Source organism: Bradyrhizobium sp. P3_C3, from assembly GCF_056402655.1.
Genome location: NZ_JBFUGY010000009.1, coordinates 14,952 through 30,545 on the forward strand (window position 1 = coordinate 14,952; position 15,594 = coordinate 30,545).

General features: G+C 58.2%; 9 protein-coding genes and 2 pseudogenes. 5 read left to right on the forward strand and 6 right to left on the reverse strand.

Annotation, left to right across the window (positions count from 1 at the left end):
• Nucleotides 1–29: 29 nt before the first annotated feature.
• Entirely contained in the window at nt 30–1,529 is a 1,500-nt protein-coding gene (locus tag AC1DW2_RS12430; RefSeq protein ID WP_477006157.1) for a lipopolysaccharide biosynthesis protein, read from the forward strand.
• A gap of 234 nt (nt 1,530–1,763) precedes the next feature.
• Here AC1DW2_RS12430 and AC1DW2_RS12435 read toward each other — a convergent pair whose 3' ends face one another.
• The 6 genes from AC1DW2_RS12435 to AC1DW2_RS12460 form a co-directional block, all read right to left on the reverse strand.
• Nucleotides 1,764–3,389: a hypothetical protein gene (locus AC1DW2_RS12435; RefSeq protein WP_477006158.1), complete on the reverse strand. Its 1,626-nt coding sequence runs from the start codon at nt 3,387–3,389 to the stop codon at nt 1,764–1,766.
• A 79-nt stretch (nt 3,390–3,468) separates the two neighbouring features.
• Nucleotides 3,469–4,746 (reverse strand): glycosyltransferase family 4 protein, encoded by a 1,278-nt coding sequence (locus tag AC1DW2_RS12440; RefSeq protein WP_477006159.1) that lies wholly within the window; start codon nt 4,744–4,746, stop codon nt 3,469–3,471.
• Between the two features lie 97 nt (nt 4,747–4,843).
• Nucleotides 4,844–5,668, reverse strand: coding sequence for a WecB/TagA/CpsF family glycosyltransferase (locus AC1DW2_RS12445; RefSeq protein WP_477006160.1), 825 nt, complete (start codon nt 5,666–5,668; stop codon nt 4,844–4,846).
• The gene (locus tag AC1DW2_RS12450; protein WP_477006161.1) at nt 5,665–6,744 is read right to left on the reverse strand and encodes a glycosyltransferase family 4 protein; all 1,080 of its coding nucleotides are present in this window, start codon (nt 6,742–6,744) and stop codon (nt 5,665–5,667) included. The genes AC1DW2_RS12445 and AC1DW2_RS12450 overlap by 4 nt, the downstream gene beginning before the upstream one ends.
• Nucleotides 6,745–7,103: 359 nt before the next feature.
• On the reverse strand, nt 7,104–8,090 hold the full coding sequence (locus tag AC1DW2_RS12455; RefSeq protein ID WP_477006162.1) for an NAD-dependent epimerase/dehydratase family protein: 987 nt from the start codon (nt 8,088–8,090) through the stop codon (nt 7,104–7,106).
• 234 nt (nt 8,091–8,324) lie between these two features.
• Nucleotides 8,325–9,236, reverse strand: coding sequence for a glycosyltransferase family 2 protein (locus AC1DW2_RS12460; protein WP_477006163.1), 912 nt, complete (start codon nt 9,234–9,236; stop codon nt 8,325–8,327).
• A 503-nt stretch (nt 9,237–9,739) separates the two neighbouring features.
• Here AC1DW2_RS12460 and AC1DW2_RS12465 point away from each other — a divergent pair.
• From AC1DW2_RS12465 to AC1DW2_RS12480, 4 genes and pseudogenes are all read left to right on the forward strand, one after another.
• Nucleotides 9,740–11,047, forward strand: coding sequence for an O-antigen ligase family protein (locus tag AC1DW2_RS12465; RefSeq protein ID WP_477006164.1), 1,308 nt, complete (start codon nt 9,740–9,742; stop codon nt 11,045–11,047).
• A gap of 149 nt (nt 11,048–11,196) precedes the next feature.
• A pseudogene (locus AC1DW2_RS12470) lies at nt 11,197–11,299 on the forward strand (IS481 family transposase); the annotation flags it as partial.
• 693 nt (nt 11,300–11,992) lie between these two features.
• Entirely contained in the window at nt 11,993–14,521 is a 2,529-nt protein-coding gene (locus AC1DW2_RS12475) for a right-handed parallel beta-helix repeat-containing protein (protein WP_477006165.1), read from the forward strand.
• A 668-nt stretch (nt 14,522–15,189) separates the two neighbouring features.
• Nucleotides 15,190–15,552: pseudogene (locus AC1DW2_RS12480) on the forward strand (cysteine peptidase family C39 domain-containing protein); the annotation flags it as partial.
• Between the last annotated feature and the right edge of the window lie 42 nt (nt 15,553–15,594).

Here is a 15,594-nt window from a genome sequence, read left to right on the forward strand (position 1 = left end):
CCGGTGCGCGAAAGGCGATTAATAGCGGCATGGTTGACAGCGTAGCGGGTTATTTTGAGGACCACAGTGACTCGAAAGATCTGGGGCGCCGCGCCTTGCGCGGCGGCTTCGTCGCCGTCGCGATGCAATACGGAAATGGTGCTCTCCAGATCGTTTCCGCGGTCATCCTGGCCCGGCTCCTGGCGCCGGAGGATTTTGGATTGGTCGCGATCGTCACGGTTCTAACGAGCTTTGCGCCGCTGCTCATCGATTTCGGTCTCGGCGACGCCACGGTACAAAGAAGTAAGATCACGCGAGGGCAGGTCAACTGCCTTTTTTGGCTCAGTAGCGGCATTGGGTTAGCTGTTGCGCTGATAGTGGCTGCCTGCAGCCCGCTGATTGCATGGTTATATGGCGAGCCCCGGCTGGCGCCGATCGCGCTGTGTATTGCGATCACTTTCGTGCTGGGAGGGGCTTCAAACCAGCACTTGGCGCTCCTACGACGTTCGATGCAGTTCGGTAGGATCGCCAACATACAGATTCTCAGCACGCTGGCGGGTATTGTCGTCGCCGTCGTGGTCGCAATTTTTGGATCGGGTTATTGGGCGCTGGTGCTGCGTCCGGTCGTAAGCACGTTCTGTATTGCCCTTGGGGCGTGGTTTGTATGCCGATGGAGACCTGGATTTCCGGCCTTTGACAGTGACGTGAGGCCGATGATCCGGTTTGGCCAACACGTGGTAGGTTTTTCGGTCATTTATACGATGGGCAAATCAGTCGACCGGATTGCGCTGGGCTTGTTCTACCGGCCTGACCAGGTTGGATATTATCAGAACGCCATTGCGCTGTATGAGAACTCGATCTTCGCGGCACTTATTCAGCTACACATGGTCGCAAGCGCGACCCTCAGCAAGCTTCAATCCGATCCGGCCGCTCTTCGGCAAAAATACGAAGCGGCGTTGTCAGCATTGGCATTCTTCGTCATGCCTGCGGCATCGATCCTGTCCGTGGTCGCTGAAGACCTGACAGTCATATTGTTGGGAGAGAAGTGGCGGATGGCCGGCTCGCTGCTGAGCATTATCGCCCTGCGCGGCATTTTCCAGGTCGTCGAGGGCTCGCAAGGCTGGTTGCATGTTTCGATTGGAAGGCCGGACCGCTGGCGCAACTGGGGCATTATCACTGCGGCTGTCCAGGTCGTGGCGGTTCTCGCAGGTCTGCCCTTTGGTGCCAAGGGCGTAGCCATCGCCATGTCCGTGACAAGCCTGCTCATTGCCCTTCCTTCGATAATCTATGCCGGCCGCCCGATAGGCATTGGCGCTGAACGCGTAATCCGGGCGGTGGGCCCGCAACTGATCGGTGCTATCGGGGCCTTGGCGGGAGGCTGGTGGCTGCGCACCGAGGCTCTTGGTGATTGTTCCAGCTTGGTGCGCATCTTGTTGTTGGGCGGCGTCTGCACCTGCCTTTACCTCGCTATAGTCGTGGGCCTGTTTCGGCTGGTTGAACCGATCAAGGTTGCCGGCTCAATCGTGCACGATCTGCTGAAGAGCCGATAGCGGTGGGGCGAGGCGAGGCACGAGAGGGTTCAGCTGACTTGCGGTATGAATTGCAGCGGAGCAGGTGAGCGGCGCAAATGCGTTTCGCGCACCACGCAGCGCGGCGAGATCATGACCTTCGATGTTCGTTCTGAGAAAGACGACGTCAGCAATGTCGCGCTCCCTCCAGAAAGCACTGTTCCTTGCGACGAGAACGAAATTGTCATTCGGGCTTACGAGAAGGAGAGATCGTCTTCATAGCCCGCAGGGTTTGGTGATCAGCCCGTCGACTTCGGTCACGTGCGTGCCGTCCCAATGTAAGTGGACGACCCCCTTCAACCACGTCGGATAGTAGGGGTCCTGCGTGCAGGTCCCTGGCGGCTGGTAGCCCACGCTCGTCGCGGCGATGGTGGGCTTGATGAGATTGGAAACGTTGTATTTTGCATTCATGCACGACACTGTCGTCGCATAACCTGCGCAATCAGGCGCCTCGGTTGGCAGGTTACCAGGATTGGTCAGACCGGGGTTTTCGTAGGTGTTGGTGCCGAACATCCACGAAGCGGTCCCTTCAGAGCGTCCGATATTGACCATAGTGTTGCTGCCGCCCGTCGTAGTCGTCGTCGGCGGATGGCTGTTCCAGATGTAGTTCCCGGAAATCGAAACATTTGAATTGGTCAGTGTAACGCTGTTTGCGCTCTCCACCCACGCGCTGACAACAGGACCGTAACCGCCGCGGCCACAGGAAGTTACAGTTGCGAGGAAGATATTGCTTGCGACGTTGTAGATACCACCCTCAGTCGGGTAAACGCCGTGCAAATACAACTCGCCCGCACAATGCGCCCGCGGATCCTGGTTGTTGTTATAGCAAGTGTTGTTGAAAACATGGATCGGCGCCCGGTCTGTCCAGCCGGCGGCAGTCTGCGGAAACGCCTGGAAGCACGCGTTTCCGTTGGCCCACATCACGTTGTTGGCGACCACACCTTGACCAGGGTAAGAGTTCGCCGCCATGGTGTCGAAGATGATGGCGTTGCCATCGGAGTGCGGATGGGGATCAGCAGAGGCTCTGCATTCCGTGGGACCCGTCGCATTGGTGCTTCTATAAATGAAGTTCTGCGACACATAAACATGGGTCCCGGCACTGGTGTCCGTGCTACCTGTTGGCATGAGTGAGAGGGCGCTGCCACAGAGTTGGTAGGGGCCAAGACTATTTGCTCCGTCGAAAACGATTCCCCCGACTATTGCCGTCTGGTCGACCCCTGCATTTTCGATACCGATGTTGCCGGTACTAAATCCGGCAAGATCGCAAGTGCTCGCGATGTTGTTGATGAAAGCCACATGGTGCCATGTCGTTCCTGTGGCGGTCCCCAGCGAACCAAAGCACGCGCGCTCAGCATCTGTATTCTGCGTTGCCCAAAATCCTTCAACCGCCCAATTGCCTTGTCCGATATCAAACGCCGGCCCGGAACCACCATCAACCCGACAACTCATCACATCGGGCCCTGCACAGAGCAAAATCGCAAAATAGATGCCGCCTGTGCCATCGATGCCGCCGGTGGTCGACGGACAGTTCGAGACGGGGCCGAAGTTGCCGTAATCACCTCCAAAAGACGCACGACCAAACTGACCACGATCGTAGTTCCCAGCGGCGATGATCAGCACGTCGCCGCAGGCAACCGCGTGCTTAGGCGTCGCCCAGGCTGTCGCCGGCGTCAAGCCGTTGTTGGAATCGTCACCGCTCGGGGAAATATAATAGAGGTGCAGGGGCGTGAACGGTCGTGATGTGGCGACAGTGTTGGCCGGGGGAGAATTCTGCGCATACGCGGCTACTGCAAGCAGCGATAGGCTGAGCGCGAAATCCAACAACAAGAACTTCTTCATCATCCGAATGTTCCCTACAGCACGCACTGGCGTTTTTCCGCTTGTCGAGCCGGTCAAACTCGCCGGCTCGACCGGGCAGGATCTACTGATGAATCGATAGCACCTGGTCTAGTTGTCGCACGACGGTCGGATCGTCGCGCCGCATGAATTCCATGGCGCGATCATAAAAGCGCTTGATGCGTTCTGCTAAGATGAAATCCTGTGCGCGGGCGACCGCGCCCGCAGACAAGACAGAAAGTTTCTCTGGCGACGCAAGCAGCCGGCATATTTCCCGGGCCATCATTGTGGCGAGCTGCGCGCTATTCTGACCGTTGTGCTTTACGACGACACCGGAGCTCGGCGTCACCATGTCTCTGGGACCGCCTAGATCAAGGCAAACGACTGGTAAGCCATGAGACATTGCTTCGAGCACTACAAAGCCGCCGCTGTCATGCAGGCTTGGAAAAAGGAAGAGGTCGTGATTTCTGTACAGCTCGAACAACGCATTCTGTGGCAGTTGCGGAATGAATTCCACGCTGCCGAGAAGCTTGTTGTGCCTTATATCGTCTTCGAGCCTCGATCGTTCCGGGCCGCTTCCGACGATCGTGAAGCGGGCATTAGGGATTTGCCTCACCACCTCGGCAAAAGCCCTGATGGCTATATGAACGCCCTTCCAGTAGAGCAGGCGACCGGCGTACAGAAAACGCGGCGGTCCTGAGGGGGAGCGCGGCAAGCGATCGCTGGGGAGATTTGGAAGGCCGAGTTGCGTGAAGACCGTCGCCTTGTTGCGGAGAACGCCCTTAAACAGATTCTGGGTGTCGGCTGTAGAAACAAAAATAGCAGAAGCGCGAGTCAGACCACTTCGGACCAGCGGGTTCATCGCAATGGTTGAATTGGACAGATCTCGTATTCCTTCGAGTATCCTGCCCCTCAAGCCTATTTCGTCCCGCAGTGAGGGCGGAGACGTTTCCCCGCCTCCGACTGGCCCTATAATGAGCGGTGCTGCAAGTGCCCCCAAGAACGTCGGCGCGCGAATGCCGGCCCATGTGAGATGGTGGACGACGTCGAAACCGACTTGCTGGTGCAGGTCGCGTGCGTCACGCAGGGCTGCGCGCTGCCAGAGCACGTTATAGGTTCTCTCCCATTTGGGTTCGACCGCCTGTTTGAGGGGCCATCCCTTAACCTCGGGGAAGACCCAATGGATACCGTCGAGGCCCGGGATCTCGTCACATGCGCGCTTGATCGAGTCATGATGTGCTGGGGACACAAACGCCCAGATTTCGTGGCCCAACCTGTGGGCTTCGGTCGCCCAATTCCAGCCAACAGCATGGTCAGAACCACGATTGGGGGCGCACGCATAGGCTGATATCAATAGCTTCATGTAACTACATCATGCGCGTCTCGACGCGACACATCGTTATCGGCACTATTGTTTTCCGACGGCGGTGGAGCTTTTTCCGAGATGAAGCGTGCAGGGTTTACCAGTCTCGAGCGTAGGACTTCCAGCCGGCAAGCTGTTGAAACGCCCGGACGACAAAAATGGAGTTGTAGACGAGGTAGCGGTGAGCGAGCCGCCGAGGCTCCGTCATGAGACGGAAGAGCCACTCCAAACCTGAACGCTGCATCCATAGCGGCGCCTGAGGCTTCGCGCCCGCGGCGAAATCGAACGCCGCCCCCACGCCAAGTAACGCAGCGGCTTCAATTTTGCCGACATGGTTCACGATCCATTTGTCCTGCTTGGGCATTCCGAGCCCGACCCAGACGTAGTCGGGACGGGCGTCGTTGATGGCCTGGATATCGGCGGCGTCTTCTTCCGGCGTGAGCGGCCGGAACGGAGGAGACCGATAGCCAGCGATGGTCAGACCCGGGAAGCGCGCTACGAGGCGCGAGACCATAGCCTCGACGACGCGAGGGCTTCCTCCGTAAAAATAATGTCGGTGGCCAGTCTGGGCCGCCCTTTCGCACATCGCCAGGAGCAGGTCGGGTCCATAGACGCGCCCCGCATTGGGATAGCCGCGGCGTTGGCACCACCAGACCAGAGGCATCCCATCCTCCGTCGTCAGACCGGACCGGTTCAGAGCGCTTCGAATCTCGGGATCTCTCTGCGCTTCCATAATGCCGTGAACAGAAGTGCAGAGGACGTATTCGCGGCGTCCTTCAGCTTGCCAATTTTCCAGTATGTTGATGGTTTGCGGAAGATTCACCGGCGTGACGCCGACTCCAAGAATGTTCACCCTGGGAATTTCGCTCGGAATGCCAGCCAGGATTTGGCTGTTTTCTCGTTGGTCGGCCAGATGTTTCACGATATCAGCCCTTTCTCCACCGGCTTCGGGCGGTCAAGTGGGGGCCCGAACAGATCAGCGTGAAGCTGCTCCAGTCGAGCCGCGTAGTGACGCACGTCGAATTTCTCGAGGAAACGGGCGCGCGCGCCCCTCGCCAGCCGCATCCGAAGACTTTCGTCTTCGATCACGCGGACCAATGTCTCGGCGAGCGCCGCTATGTCTCCGGGAGGCACGAGTATCCCCGACACCTCCGGCTTGATCACTTCAGAATGCGCGCCGACCGGGGTTGTGATTACGACGAGGCCATGGGACAGGCCCTCCAGCACCGACATCGCCAACCCCTCGGCATAGGAGGGAAGAACTAGGACGTCGGCATTCGAGCACAATTCGCTCGTGCGCCTCTGATCGAGCCAGCCCGGAAAGCTTAGCGAGCCCAGGATGCCGAGGTCCTTCGCAAGGTTGCGGTACTCCTCGATCGGTCCGTCCCCCGCGAGCGTTGCTCGCCAGCGCAGGTGCCTTACGGCTGGGCTGGCGAGGGCCTTCAGCAAATCCGGCACACCCTTTCGAGAGCCGAGGTGCCCGAGAAAGAGCAACTGACACGGCTGTCCAGGGGCCGGACATCCATCGAGATCTGGGAGAGGATCCGGTACCGCGTTGGGAAGGACGGTCATGCGGTCCTTGCGCAGCTGGAACAATTGGGAGATCACTTCGAGGTCTCGCCGTCCAAGTACGATGACTGCGGCTGCACGGCGAAACATCGTTGCAATCAGTTTTTTAACAAAGGTCCCCCGGTTGCGGTAATATGCAGCGTAGTCGTAATCATGGAGATGCAGGACGTAGCGCAATCCAAGTGGCCGGCAGATGGTCAGGAGAATGAGCTTGCGAATGGTGCTGCCGCGGCCTGTGATGTTGACGTGTGCCACGCAGGGCGACGAAAGACACGCGCGAGACAGCGTAAGAATGGCGCGGCCAAGGTAAGCAATGGACCCGACGACGTGCAGCGGTGACGAGCCGAGGTACCACGGGCCACGTGAATCGACGACCTGGTAACGAAATCTTTGTTCGGTCTCTTGGTAGGCTTGGAGGAAATAACCCATCTGGCGGCCAATTCCACCGCCATGCTCCAGCCCACCTGGAGTAACAATAAGAACGGTACGCGTCCGGAGCCCGTGAGTGACAGCGTCGTCGCAGTTTGATTCACAATCCACTAGTTGCTCCCGCCTGTTCGGCGTGTTTCGTGCAGTCCGTCTCCGTTGCAGCTGCTGCATCACTTGCACAGCGGTAGATTTGGCTTACTCATGGATGGACTCCATTCCAGCCAAGCGTTCTTGAGTTTGGTGCGTCTTGAGCGAGATCCTCGAAAAGCAGCCAGTCGTTTGACGTCATTTCCGGCTTGGGCTTCAGTGGATAAAGCGATCCGACTCGGAAAATCCAATTCAAAGACCTGCCGTCGTCCTCATGCCACCCGCGCTTTGGGCATGACGTTCCTCGCCGCTTGGGCGGCAATCCACTGGTAGGTCGGTTCCAGCCCCGCGCGGAGCGATCGTCTCGGCTCCCAGCCGAGATTCTCCCTGATCAGCCGGTTGTCGGAGTTCCGACCTCGCACGCCCTGAGGTCCGGGCACGTGGTTCTTGCCAATCCGCTTGCCGGCGATATCCGCCACCATGTCGACAAGCTGGTTGATTGTGACCATTTCTTCCGAACCAATGTTGACTGGGCCGGAGAAGTTTGAGCGCAACAGCCGCACGGTGCCCTCGATACATTCGTCGATGTAAAGGAATGAGCGGGTTTGCTCGCCGTCGCCCCAGACCTCGATATCCTCGCCGTTGCGCGCCATGGCGACTTTGCGACAGACCGCGGCCGGGGCCTTTTCGCGGCCTCCGATCCACGTGCCCTCCGGTCCAAAGATATTATGGTAGCGCGCGATGTGGGTCTGCACACCGTAGTTTCGCCGGTAAGCCAGATACAGGCGTTCGCTGAACAGCTTTTCCCAACCGTACTCGCTGTCAGGCGCGGCCGGATAAGCCGAGTCCTCCGAGCACTTCGGGTTTTTCGGATCTTCCTGGTTATAGGCCGGATACATGCATGCCGACGACGAATAGAAGATCTTTCTGACGCCGCGCTTGTGGCAGGCGTCTAGTATGCTCGAATTGATCGTGACTGAGTTGTGCATGACGTCGGCGTCATGCTCGCCGGTGAAAATATAGCCGGCGCCGCCCATGTCGGCGGCGAGTTGATAGACTTCATCAAACCGGCGGTCCACGACGGCGCGACAAAATCCCTGATCCCGCAGGTCGCCTATGACGAAATCGTCGGCTTGGGTTTCGGAGAACTCATGAAATTTCAGATCAACCCCGCGAACCCAAAATCCGTCCTTCTTGAGACGCTTCACGAGATGGCCGCCGATGAATCCACCGGCTCCGCAGACCAGGGCGCTTTTCATTAATCCTGTCCCATTATTATTTATATCGACAATCCGCGCGCAAAATATACATGAAGAAATTTAAAGTCAACATTTAATGCCGGACATTTAAATGATTTTTAATTAATGCTCTTGCCTTTTGATTTAATCGAAGGGCGGGCGAGGGCCTTGGGGTGGCCTGAATTTCGTTAGAGCCCGGAGGCGCGAGGAGGCCGAAATCGGTCATCCATCTCGTGGACGAGAGCAAACGCAGTTTCAGGCCGGCTGCCCCCGAAGCAACGCACGCAAACGGCGTCGAGCTCTTTGCGGCGCGAGCCAAAACAGGAGGTAAAAGGTGACTTGATATAGTGTCGGCGAGCCGCGCTGAAATGCCGTTTGGAGCAGGTCAAAAAATGCCGCGTAGGCTCCCTGCTTCGCTGCCCGAGATCCCACGACGCCGAGGCAGAACCCGCTATAGGCACGCGGGGTAATGATCGGGCGCAGGGCTTCGATCCACCTGAGAGAAGCCGACCACGTTGCGGCGCTGGAAAGAGAGGAGCGCTCCTCTTCGAAATACAGCGTGACCAGCACCTCCGGGACGGTCTCTATTCTGGCGCCTGTTTCCTTGGACAGGCGCAATATGAATTCCCAATCGTCATGAGGGCTTTCGACGTTGAAGCGTATCCGATCAAATAGCCGTCGGGGGAGCAGATAGCTGGACGTCTGAATGAAGCTCGATCCCATGAACAACGAGCGGCGATCGAAAAGGTACTCGTCGAGCGGGAGGGAATTGTCATAAACGGTCCCCGGCCAGACATAGGTCGCGAGCGGGGTCACGACCCGACTAAGGCAGCTCACAAGCGTGGTCTCGCGCGCGAATGCCATCTGCCTTTCCAGTTTGTTCGGCAGCCACTCGTCGTCGTCATCGAGGAAGGCAATCCAATCGCCTGTCGCGCGAGCGGCGCCGGCATTGCGCGCCCCGGCCGCCGTCAGCGACCGTGGGTTGACAATGAGTTGCAGCCGCGGATCTTCCAAGGACCGAACGGCAGCGACCGTGGCCGCATCCGGTCCATCAACGACCACGACAACCTCGATCTCACTGTGCGTTTGATTGAGCACGCTACGAATTGCGCGCAATACCATTTCCGGCCGATGCAGTGTCGGGATCACGACGGAAACCAAGGGCATCCTCAAGTTTCTCCGGGCGTCTGGGTCATCGAGCAAATCCCTCAAAAGAAGCGAGGGTCTTCCCGGTGAGGTATAATATAACCGCGATGTGTCGAGGCGCGGTCTCTCGAGGAAGTTCGGGAAGTGGCCAAGAAAATTTATAGCAACATTAATACTGTATCAGCCTCGCCGGATCCCGGGCCGCCATTTACATGTGATTATATCGGATTATTATTAAAAACCACGAATATTCGTGTCTTGCCTTGGTTCGTCCGGCGATCGCCGCCAAGGGGCGTCATTTAATCGGGCAGGTCGCCTCGCTGAAATCTGTGGAATGGGGTGACTTCGAGCAGAGATCGGAAGGGGCATTGCGTGTACAGAGTAGGTCGGTGCGGACGTTCTTGGATATTTGGACCAATTGAGCCCAGTCTAAGAAGAGGAATCTAGACGTGGTGCGTCGCAGTGTAGCTCAAGCGGGCCAATCCAGAGATGCATTTCGCACAGTAGATCGCGCTAGCTCGCCGATGATGACCAAGGTGGTCCATGCTGCGTCGATCTACTACGTGCTGCACACCATGAGCTTCTTGGGTGTCATCGATAAGCTTGTGAACGGGCCTCGTGGGGCTGGAAGTACCGGGAATGACATCACCATGACGGTGAATTTGCTCGGCATATTCGTCAGCGTTTTTCTATTCTGGTCGGGCATGCGCAAGACAGGCGCGGCTCGGTTCAATAAGTTTCTTCCGCTGCTGGCAGCGAGCTTCCTGCTCGCGTCAGCTCTCTGGTCTGTTAAGCCCAGCCTGACCTTCACTCAAGGTACAGCGTACGTTTTCGTTGTCGTTGGCGCTATTGGGCTCGTCCAAGTTTCGGACCGTGATGAGCTGATGGACTTGCTCATCTGGACCTGCGCCTTATCTGCCGTCGCTTCGGTCCTTTGGCAGTTCGTCTTATTCCCCGGGGCCGCGTTCAATGACACAGAACGAGACTTCGAGGGAATATTCTCGCAGAAGAATGTGCTCGGGCAGGTCATGGCCGCAGGGGTGCTTGGCGCACTTCATTGCTTACGAGTCAGAAAGGGGAGGCGGCTTCGATACATCTGCATCATCGCCTTATGCACCACGGTTGCCTTTCTGAGCAAATCATCGACATCGCTGGTGGCCATCGCCGCACTCTTCTGCCTCGACTTCCTTGGAAGGCTTTATTTCAAAGGGGCGTCGATCGGAACAATCTGCCTGTCGATGGGCTGCGCTCTGGTTCTCCTCTTCTTTGCGGTGAACGACGACCTCATTTTGGAGATTCTCGGCAAGGATGCAACGCTGACGGGACGTACTCAGATATGGCAGTACGCGATTGATAATATAGGCGAGAAGCCGTTGTTCGGTTGGGGGTATGCCGCATTTTGGGTGCCGGGAAATCCCGCAGCTGGACAAATCGCGGAAGCGGTGAATTGGGAGGTGCCCAACGCTCACAACGGCTTGCTGGAGTTTTTGCTGGGTGTTGGGGCGGTGGGGTCATCTCTCTTCTTGTTATTGTGGGCGCGAAATCTCGTCATGGCTGTAAGGTGCATGAAAGGTCGAGCACGACAATTCGGACTTACGTCAATGCTTCTTCTCATAGCAATTCTGTTGATCGGGATCAGCGAGCAGGTCCTTCTTGCAGCTCTGCAAATCTGGACGAGCATGTTCTTCATAATGGGATTCATCTGTGAGAGAGAGCTGTCGCTAGAGCGGGATGAAGCCAGGTTGGGTCGATTTGCGATTCCCAAACCAGGGAATCCACACAGCCTTAACCCCAGCGGAATCCGCCAGCTATCTCGCCAACTCAGGCTGTAGAGAAACCTTCATCGCCTGACACGTTCGTCATTGCATCGGTATTTGCAGGGGCACGGCTCTCCGGATACGTCGATCTCCGGACGGTGCGTCGTCGTCGAGCCGACCGTGATCGTCGAACGTCGCGACAAGCCAGGAATGATGGTGTCTGACGATATCCGATCCGCTTTCTCCATATCGACGTTGCTGACGTACGAACCGCGGAAGACAAGCTCTATTTGTTTGTCGCGATCGATCGGGCATCGAAGGTCGCCTTGTCGGGCCGTTTGAAAGAGCGAATGGTGCGGCCGCACCGGTGGTTCACGAGTGGTTCGTCGAGGCCGTTCCCTGCGACATTGAGTCGTAGTCGCCGATAACGGCTTTCAGTTCACTAACTTGCCCAAAAGCTGCCAGTCCGGGGCCATCGTTTTGATCGCGCCTGCCACGATTATAATCGCGGGCGGGTCGTAAATTTAGGTGCGGGGACATCGCTCCTTAATCGGAGATTTATGTTCCACCGTTTATTCCGCTGCGGTTCGAAGCCCTTTAGTCTGCGAGCGGATGATGTTGTGCTCAAAGGGAATTTTCGCGGGCCCGAAGTTGAGCGCAATTCATCGTGCGGTGGCTTGTGGGTAAAAACGAAAATGTTTCGATTTTTGGTTCCTTGAGCAATCTGCGTTATTCAACTGCAGTAAGAAATATTCTTTGGTTTAAACGATCGGCCTTACATTTATCCGTTGGTATATGGTCGCATCCTCAACTTAGGCGGTGATACTCAAAAGCTCCCTGTTCGAGTCCACAAACCGTCTTAAAAAAGTCTTCGCCCGCGGCGAATTCCGCATTGGGTGACGGGGTAGTTCAGCGGCTGATTCAAAGTCGAGTGGGTGGTGCAGTTCAAAGGCCGGTGATCGGTGTGCTGCGTTGATGCTCGATGACGAATCGGGGTCCGCCGTGTGGGAGAGATAATGCATGACGACGTACTATGTGAGCTCTGAAATCGGTAAGGCTAGCAACGCGGGCACGTCCGCGAATGCTCCTTTGGCTACCTTGCAGGCAGCCGCAGACCTGGTGAAGCCCGGTGACACCGTCCTGGTGATGAACGGTACTTATACGGGGACGGACAACGGCAAAGTGCTGCAGATTACCACCAGCGGCACGGCGAGTGCCCCTATCACCTTCCAAGCTGCGCCAGGAGCGACGCCAGTCATCGACAACGCCGGCACCTGGAATGGGATCGTTGTCTCGGCGAACTATATCGTCATTAACGGCTTCACTGTGCGGGGCGGTGCGACCAACTACAATTTGAGCCAGGCGATGGGGGGTAGCACCGGCGACCCGGCCATGAATGGAAACGGTATCGCCATCATTCCGGGCGGCAGCGCCTCGCTGCCCCACCACATCACGATCGAAAACAACACGGTCTACAACGAATCGGGCGGTGGCATCTATACTGAGGGAGCTGACTATGTGCAGATCCTGAACAACGTGGTGCACGACAACGCGCACTGGTCGCACTATGGCAATAGCGGCATCTCTGTCTCTACGTCGGTGAACCTGGACAACAATGCCGGCCCCCATTTCGTCATAAGCGGCAACACTTCCTATAACAACGCGCAAATGGTGCCCACCCAGGGCGGCAACGTGATCACGGATGGCGAAGGGATCATTCTGGACACCAACCCCGGCTACACGGGACAAATGCTTGTCCAGAACAACACCGTCTACAATAACGGTGGACCCGGCATCGAGTCATTCCTGACGGACAACGCGGTCATCAGCGGCAACACGGTCTATGGAAACAACACGCAGCACACTCAGGCGGCAAGCAACTCGACAATTTTCATAAACCAGTCCAACAACAACACGGTAAGCAACAACTCCACGACCGCGCCTAGCGCACCCTCGACGCCGACGACCCCAACCACGCCAACGACCCCGACGACCCCGACCACCCCCGTCAACGTCGCGCCGACGGTGACTCAGGCGTCCGCTTCGCCGGGGACGGGAACGGAGCACGTCGGTGACACCGTCACAATGACGCTCGGCTTCAGCGAGGCCGTGACCGTCACGGGTACGCCGACGCTGTCGCTCAACGATGGCGCAAAGGCGACCTATGTCAGTGGCTCGGGCACGAACTCGCTCACCTTCAAGACCACGGTCGCGTCGACCGACACGAATACTTCGGCGCTCGCCATCACTGGGGTCAATCTGCCGACCGGTGCGAGCATCAAGGATTCCGGCGGTCTCGCAGCGAACCTCTCGGGTGCGGTGAAGACGTTCTCGGGTCTCCAGATCTCGAACTCGTCGAGCACGCCGACGACCCCGACTACCCCGACGACGCCGACCACCCCAACGACGCCGACAACCCCCGTCAACGTCGCGCCGACGGTGACCCAGGCCTCCGCTTCACCGGGAACGGGAGTCGAGCTACCCGGCGACACCATCACATTGACGCTCGGCTTCAGCGAGGCCGTGACCGTCAGTGGTACGCCGACGCTGTCGCTCAACGATGGTGCAAAGGCGACCTATGTCGGTGGCTCGGGCACGAACTCGCTCACCTTCAAGACCACGGTCGCGTCGACCGACACGAATACTCCGGCGCTCGCCATCACCGGGGTCAATCTCCCGAACGGGGCGAGCATCAAGGACTCCGGCGGTCTCGCAGCGAACCTTTCGGGCGCGCTGAAGACGTTCTCCGGCCTCCAGATCGATCCGCCGTCATCGACGCCGACCACCCCGACCACCCCCTCGACGCCGTCCGCGACCAAGCCGGTCCTCTCCGTCGCGGATAACTCGCTCTGGGTGGCTGGGAGAGGCGGTCATGTCGACCTTGGGACAACGGTGACAACGACTGATTCCAATGATCAGGTCACCCTGAACATCAAGGGGCTGCCGAGATACGAGACGATCACCACCAGCGACGGCACCAAGTTCCATGGCAGCGACATCACCTTGACTGCCGCGCAAGTCGACCACGGACTGACGCTGACGTCGAACTACAGGGGCGGAGGTCAGCCGGTTGCGACGCTTACGCTGACGGCAAGCGCGAAGGATCCGATCACCGGTGCGGTCTCGACGGCCTCGCCGCAGACCATCACCGTGACGGATCCTCGCGGGTCGACTACCTCCACTGGGACGCCGTCGACCGGTACGGACACAGGAGCCTCAGGCCATGGCCATGGATGTTGGCACCACCATGGCAACTCGGTCGCGAGCGGCGGGACCGGCACGAGCCAGGGGTCTGCTCTGCTCAGCGAGATCAGGGACCAGGTCGCCAACAGAGGCGTCGCTACCTCTGCGTCGCCGATCACGGCGGCGGATACCTCGCATGCGAGCGGATCGACTGCATCGTCCCTGGCAAGCCAGAGCTTCGCACTGTTGAATCAGTATCTGGCGGGTAACACCGGTCGGGTCGACCCCGGTCAGATCGTGGCAGCCGTGTCGAATGGCAATACCTGGGTACAGAATTCGTCGCTCCTGACCAGACCTCAACACTGATCCACTGCCGCACCCAGGCGCTCGGCGCCTGGGTGCGGCACCATCAGTCTTGGACAGTCTTGGAAATGCATGAGAAGCAACATCGCACGCGGCCATGTCCGCGAAACATTCGATTATCAGTTTCGCGCGTTAATCCGACAGAAAAATCGAGCGCGTGTCTTCCGACGAATCGGCTTGTGTCGGCGCAAAATACATGGGGCCTGAATACGTGTGCATAAATCACATTTCGGAAGTTTTTTCGCCATTTTTGCTTTTTAACCACCGGCCCAGCAGTTGGGGGGCCAGCTTCCAAAATCCCGCTGCTTTGAAATCCCCTCGCGGTTCGAGGCTGCAATGCTTTGAAATCTGCTCGTGGTCCTAGGCTGCGAGCATGCGGTATGTCGCGCGCCTACGCGTTACGCGGCAGTGGAATCCCCGTCTTCAACTTGGCCTGCCAAGAAGTTCGTCGAGTGTCCACAAGTGCGTTGGCCGGTAACACCGGCCGGGTCGATGCGTTCAGATCATGTTGGCGGTATCGAATGGCGCCATCTGGCGTCAGGGCCCGTTCCTGACCAGGTCTCAGCATTGATCCGCTTCCGCAGCCCGGTGTCAGGGTGCGGTACCAACAGTTTTGAAATGCATAAGGAACATCAAACGCGGCCGGGTAGCCGCGAAGGGTTGAGTAAAAAATGGCGATCCAGAACGGAAATGCCCACGCCGCAGATCTGGGGCTTCGAGCCCTGGCTCTCTTCCTGCGCCTTCATGGCGTGAACGCCGGTCCCGACCAGCTCCTCGACCGATGCGAGGGCGGTGTGATCGGTATCCCCGCGCTGCTTCGCTGCGCGCGCGAGTTTGGAGTCGAGGTCCGTTCGCGGACTACGCATTGGAAGCGACTTGCGGGCATCGGGCTACCCGGAATCGCATCGCTGCGTGACGGCGGATTTCTGCTGCTCGGAAAGGTCGACGACCGCGGCGCGTTGGTGCTGCATCCAGCCTCGACGTCTCCGAAGGTGATGACGCGCGCGGAATTCGAAGAGATCTGGGATGGCCGTCTGATCCTGACTGGAACGCAGAATGTCGCCAATCGGGTGCTC

Bases quoted from the DNA above. Each gene is read 5' to 3' on its own strand.
- AC1DW2_RS12430 (WP_477006157.1), top strand. From the start codon at position 30: ATGGTTGACAGCGTAGCGGGTTATTTTGAGGACCACAGTGACTCGAAA.
- AC1DW2_RS12435 (WP_477006158.1), bottom strand. From the start codon at position 3,389: ATGATGAAGAAGTTCTTGTTGTTGGATTTCGCGCTCAGCCTATCGCTG.
- AC1DW2_RS12440 (WP_477006159.1), bottom strand. From the start codon at position 4,746: ATGAAGCTATTGATATCAGCCTATGCGTGCGCCCCCAATCGTGGTTCT.
- AC1DW2_RS12450 (WP_477006161.1), bottom strand. From the start codon at position 6,744: ATGGGTTATTTCCTCCAAGCCTACCAAGAGACCGAACAAAGATTTCGT.
- AC1DW2_RS12455 (WP_477006162.1), bottom strand. From the start codon at position 8,090: ATGAAAAGCGCCCTGGTCTGCGGAGCCGGTGGATTCATCGGCGGCCAT.
- AC1DW2_RS12460 (WP_477006163.1), bottom strand. From the start codon at position 9,236: ATGCCCTTGGTTTCCGTCGTGATCCCGACACTGCATCGGCCGGAAATG.
- AC1DW2_RS12465 (WP_477006164.1), top strand. From the start codon at position 9,740: ATGATGACCAAGGTGGTCCATGCTGCGTCGATCTACTACGTGCTGCAC.
- AC1DW2_RS12475 (WP_477006165.1), top strand. From the start codon at position 11,993: ATGACGACGTACTATGTGAGCTCTGAAATCGGTAAGGCTAGCAACGCG.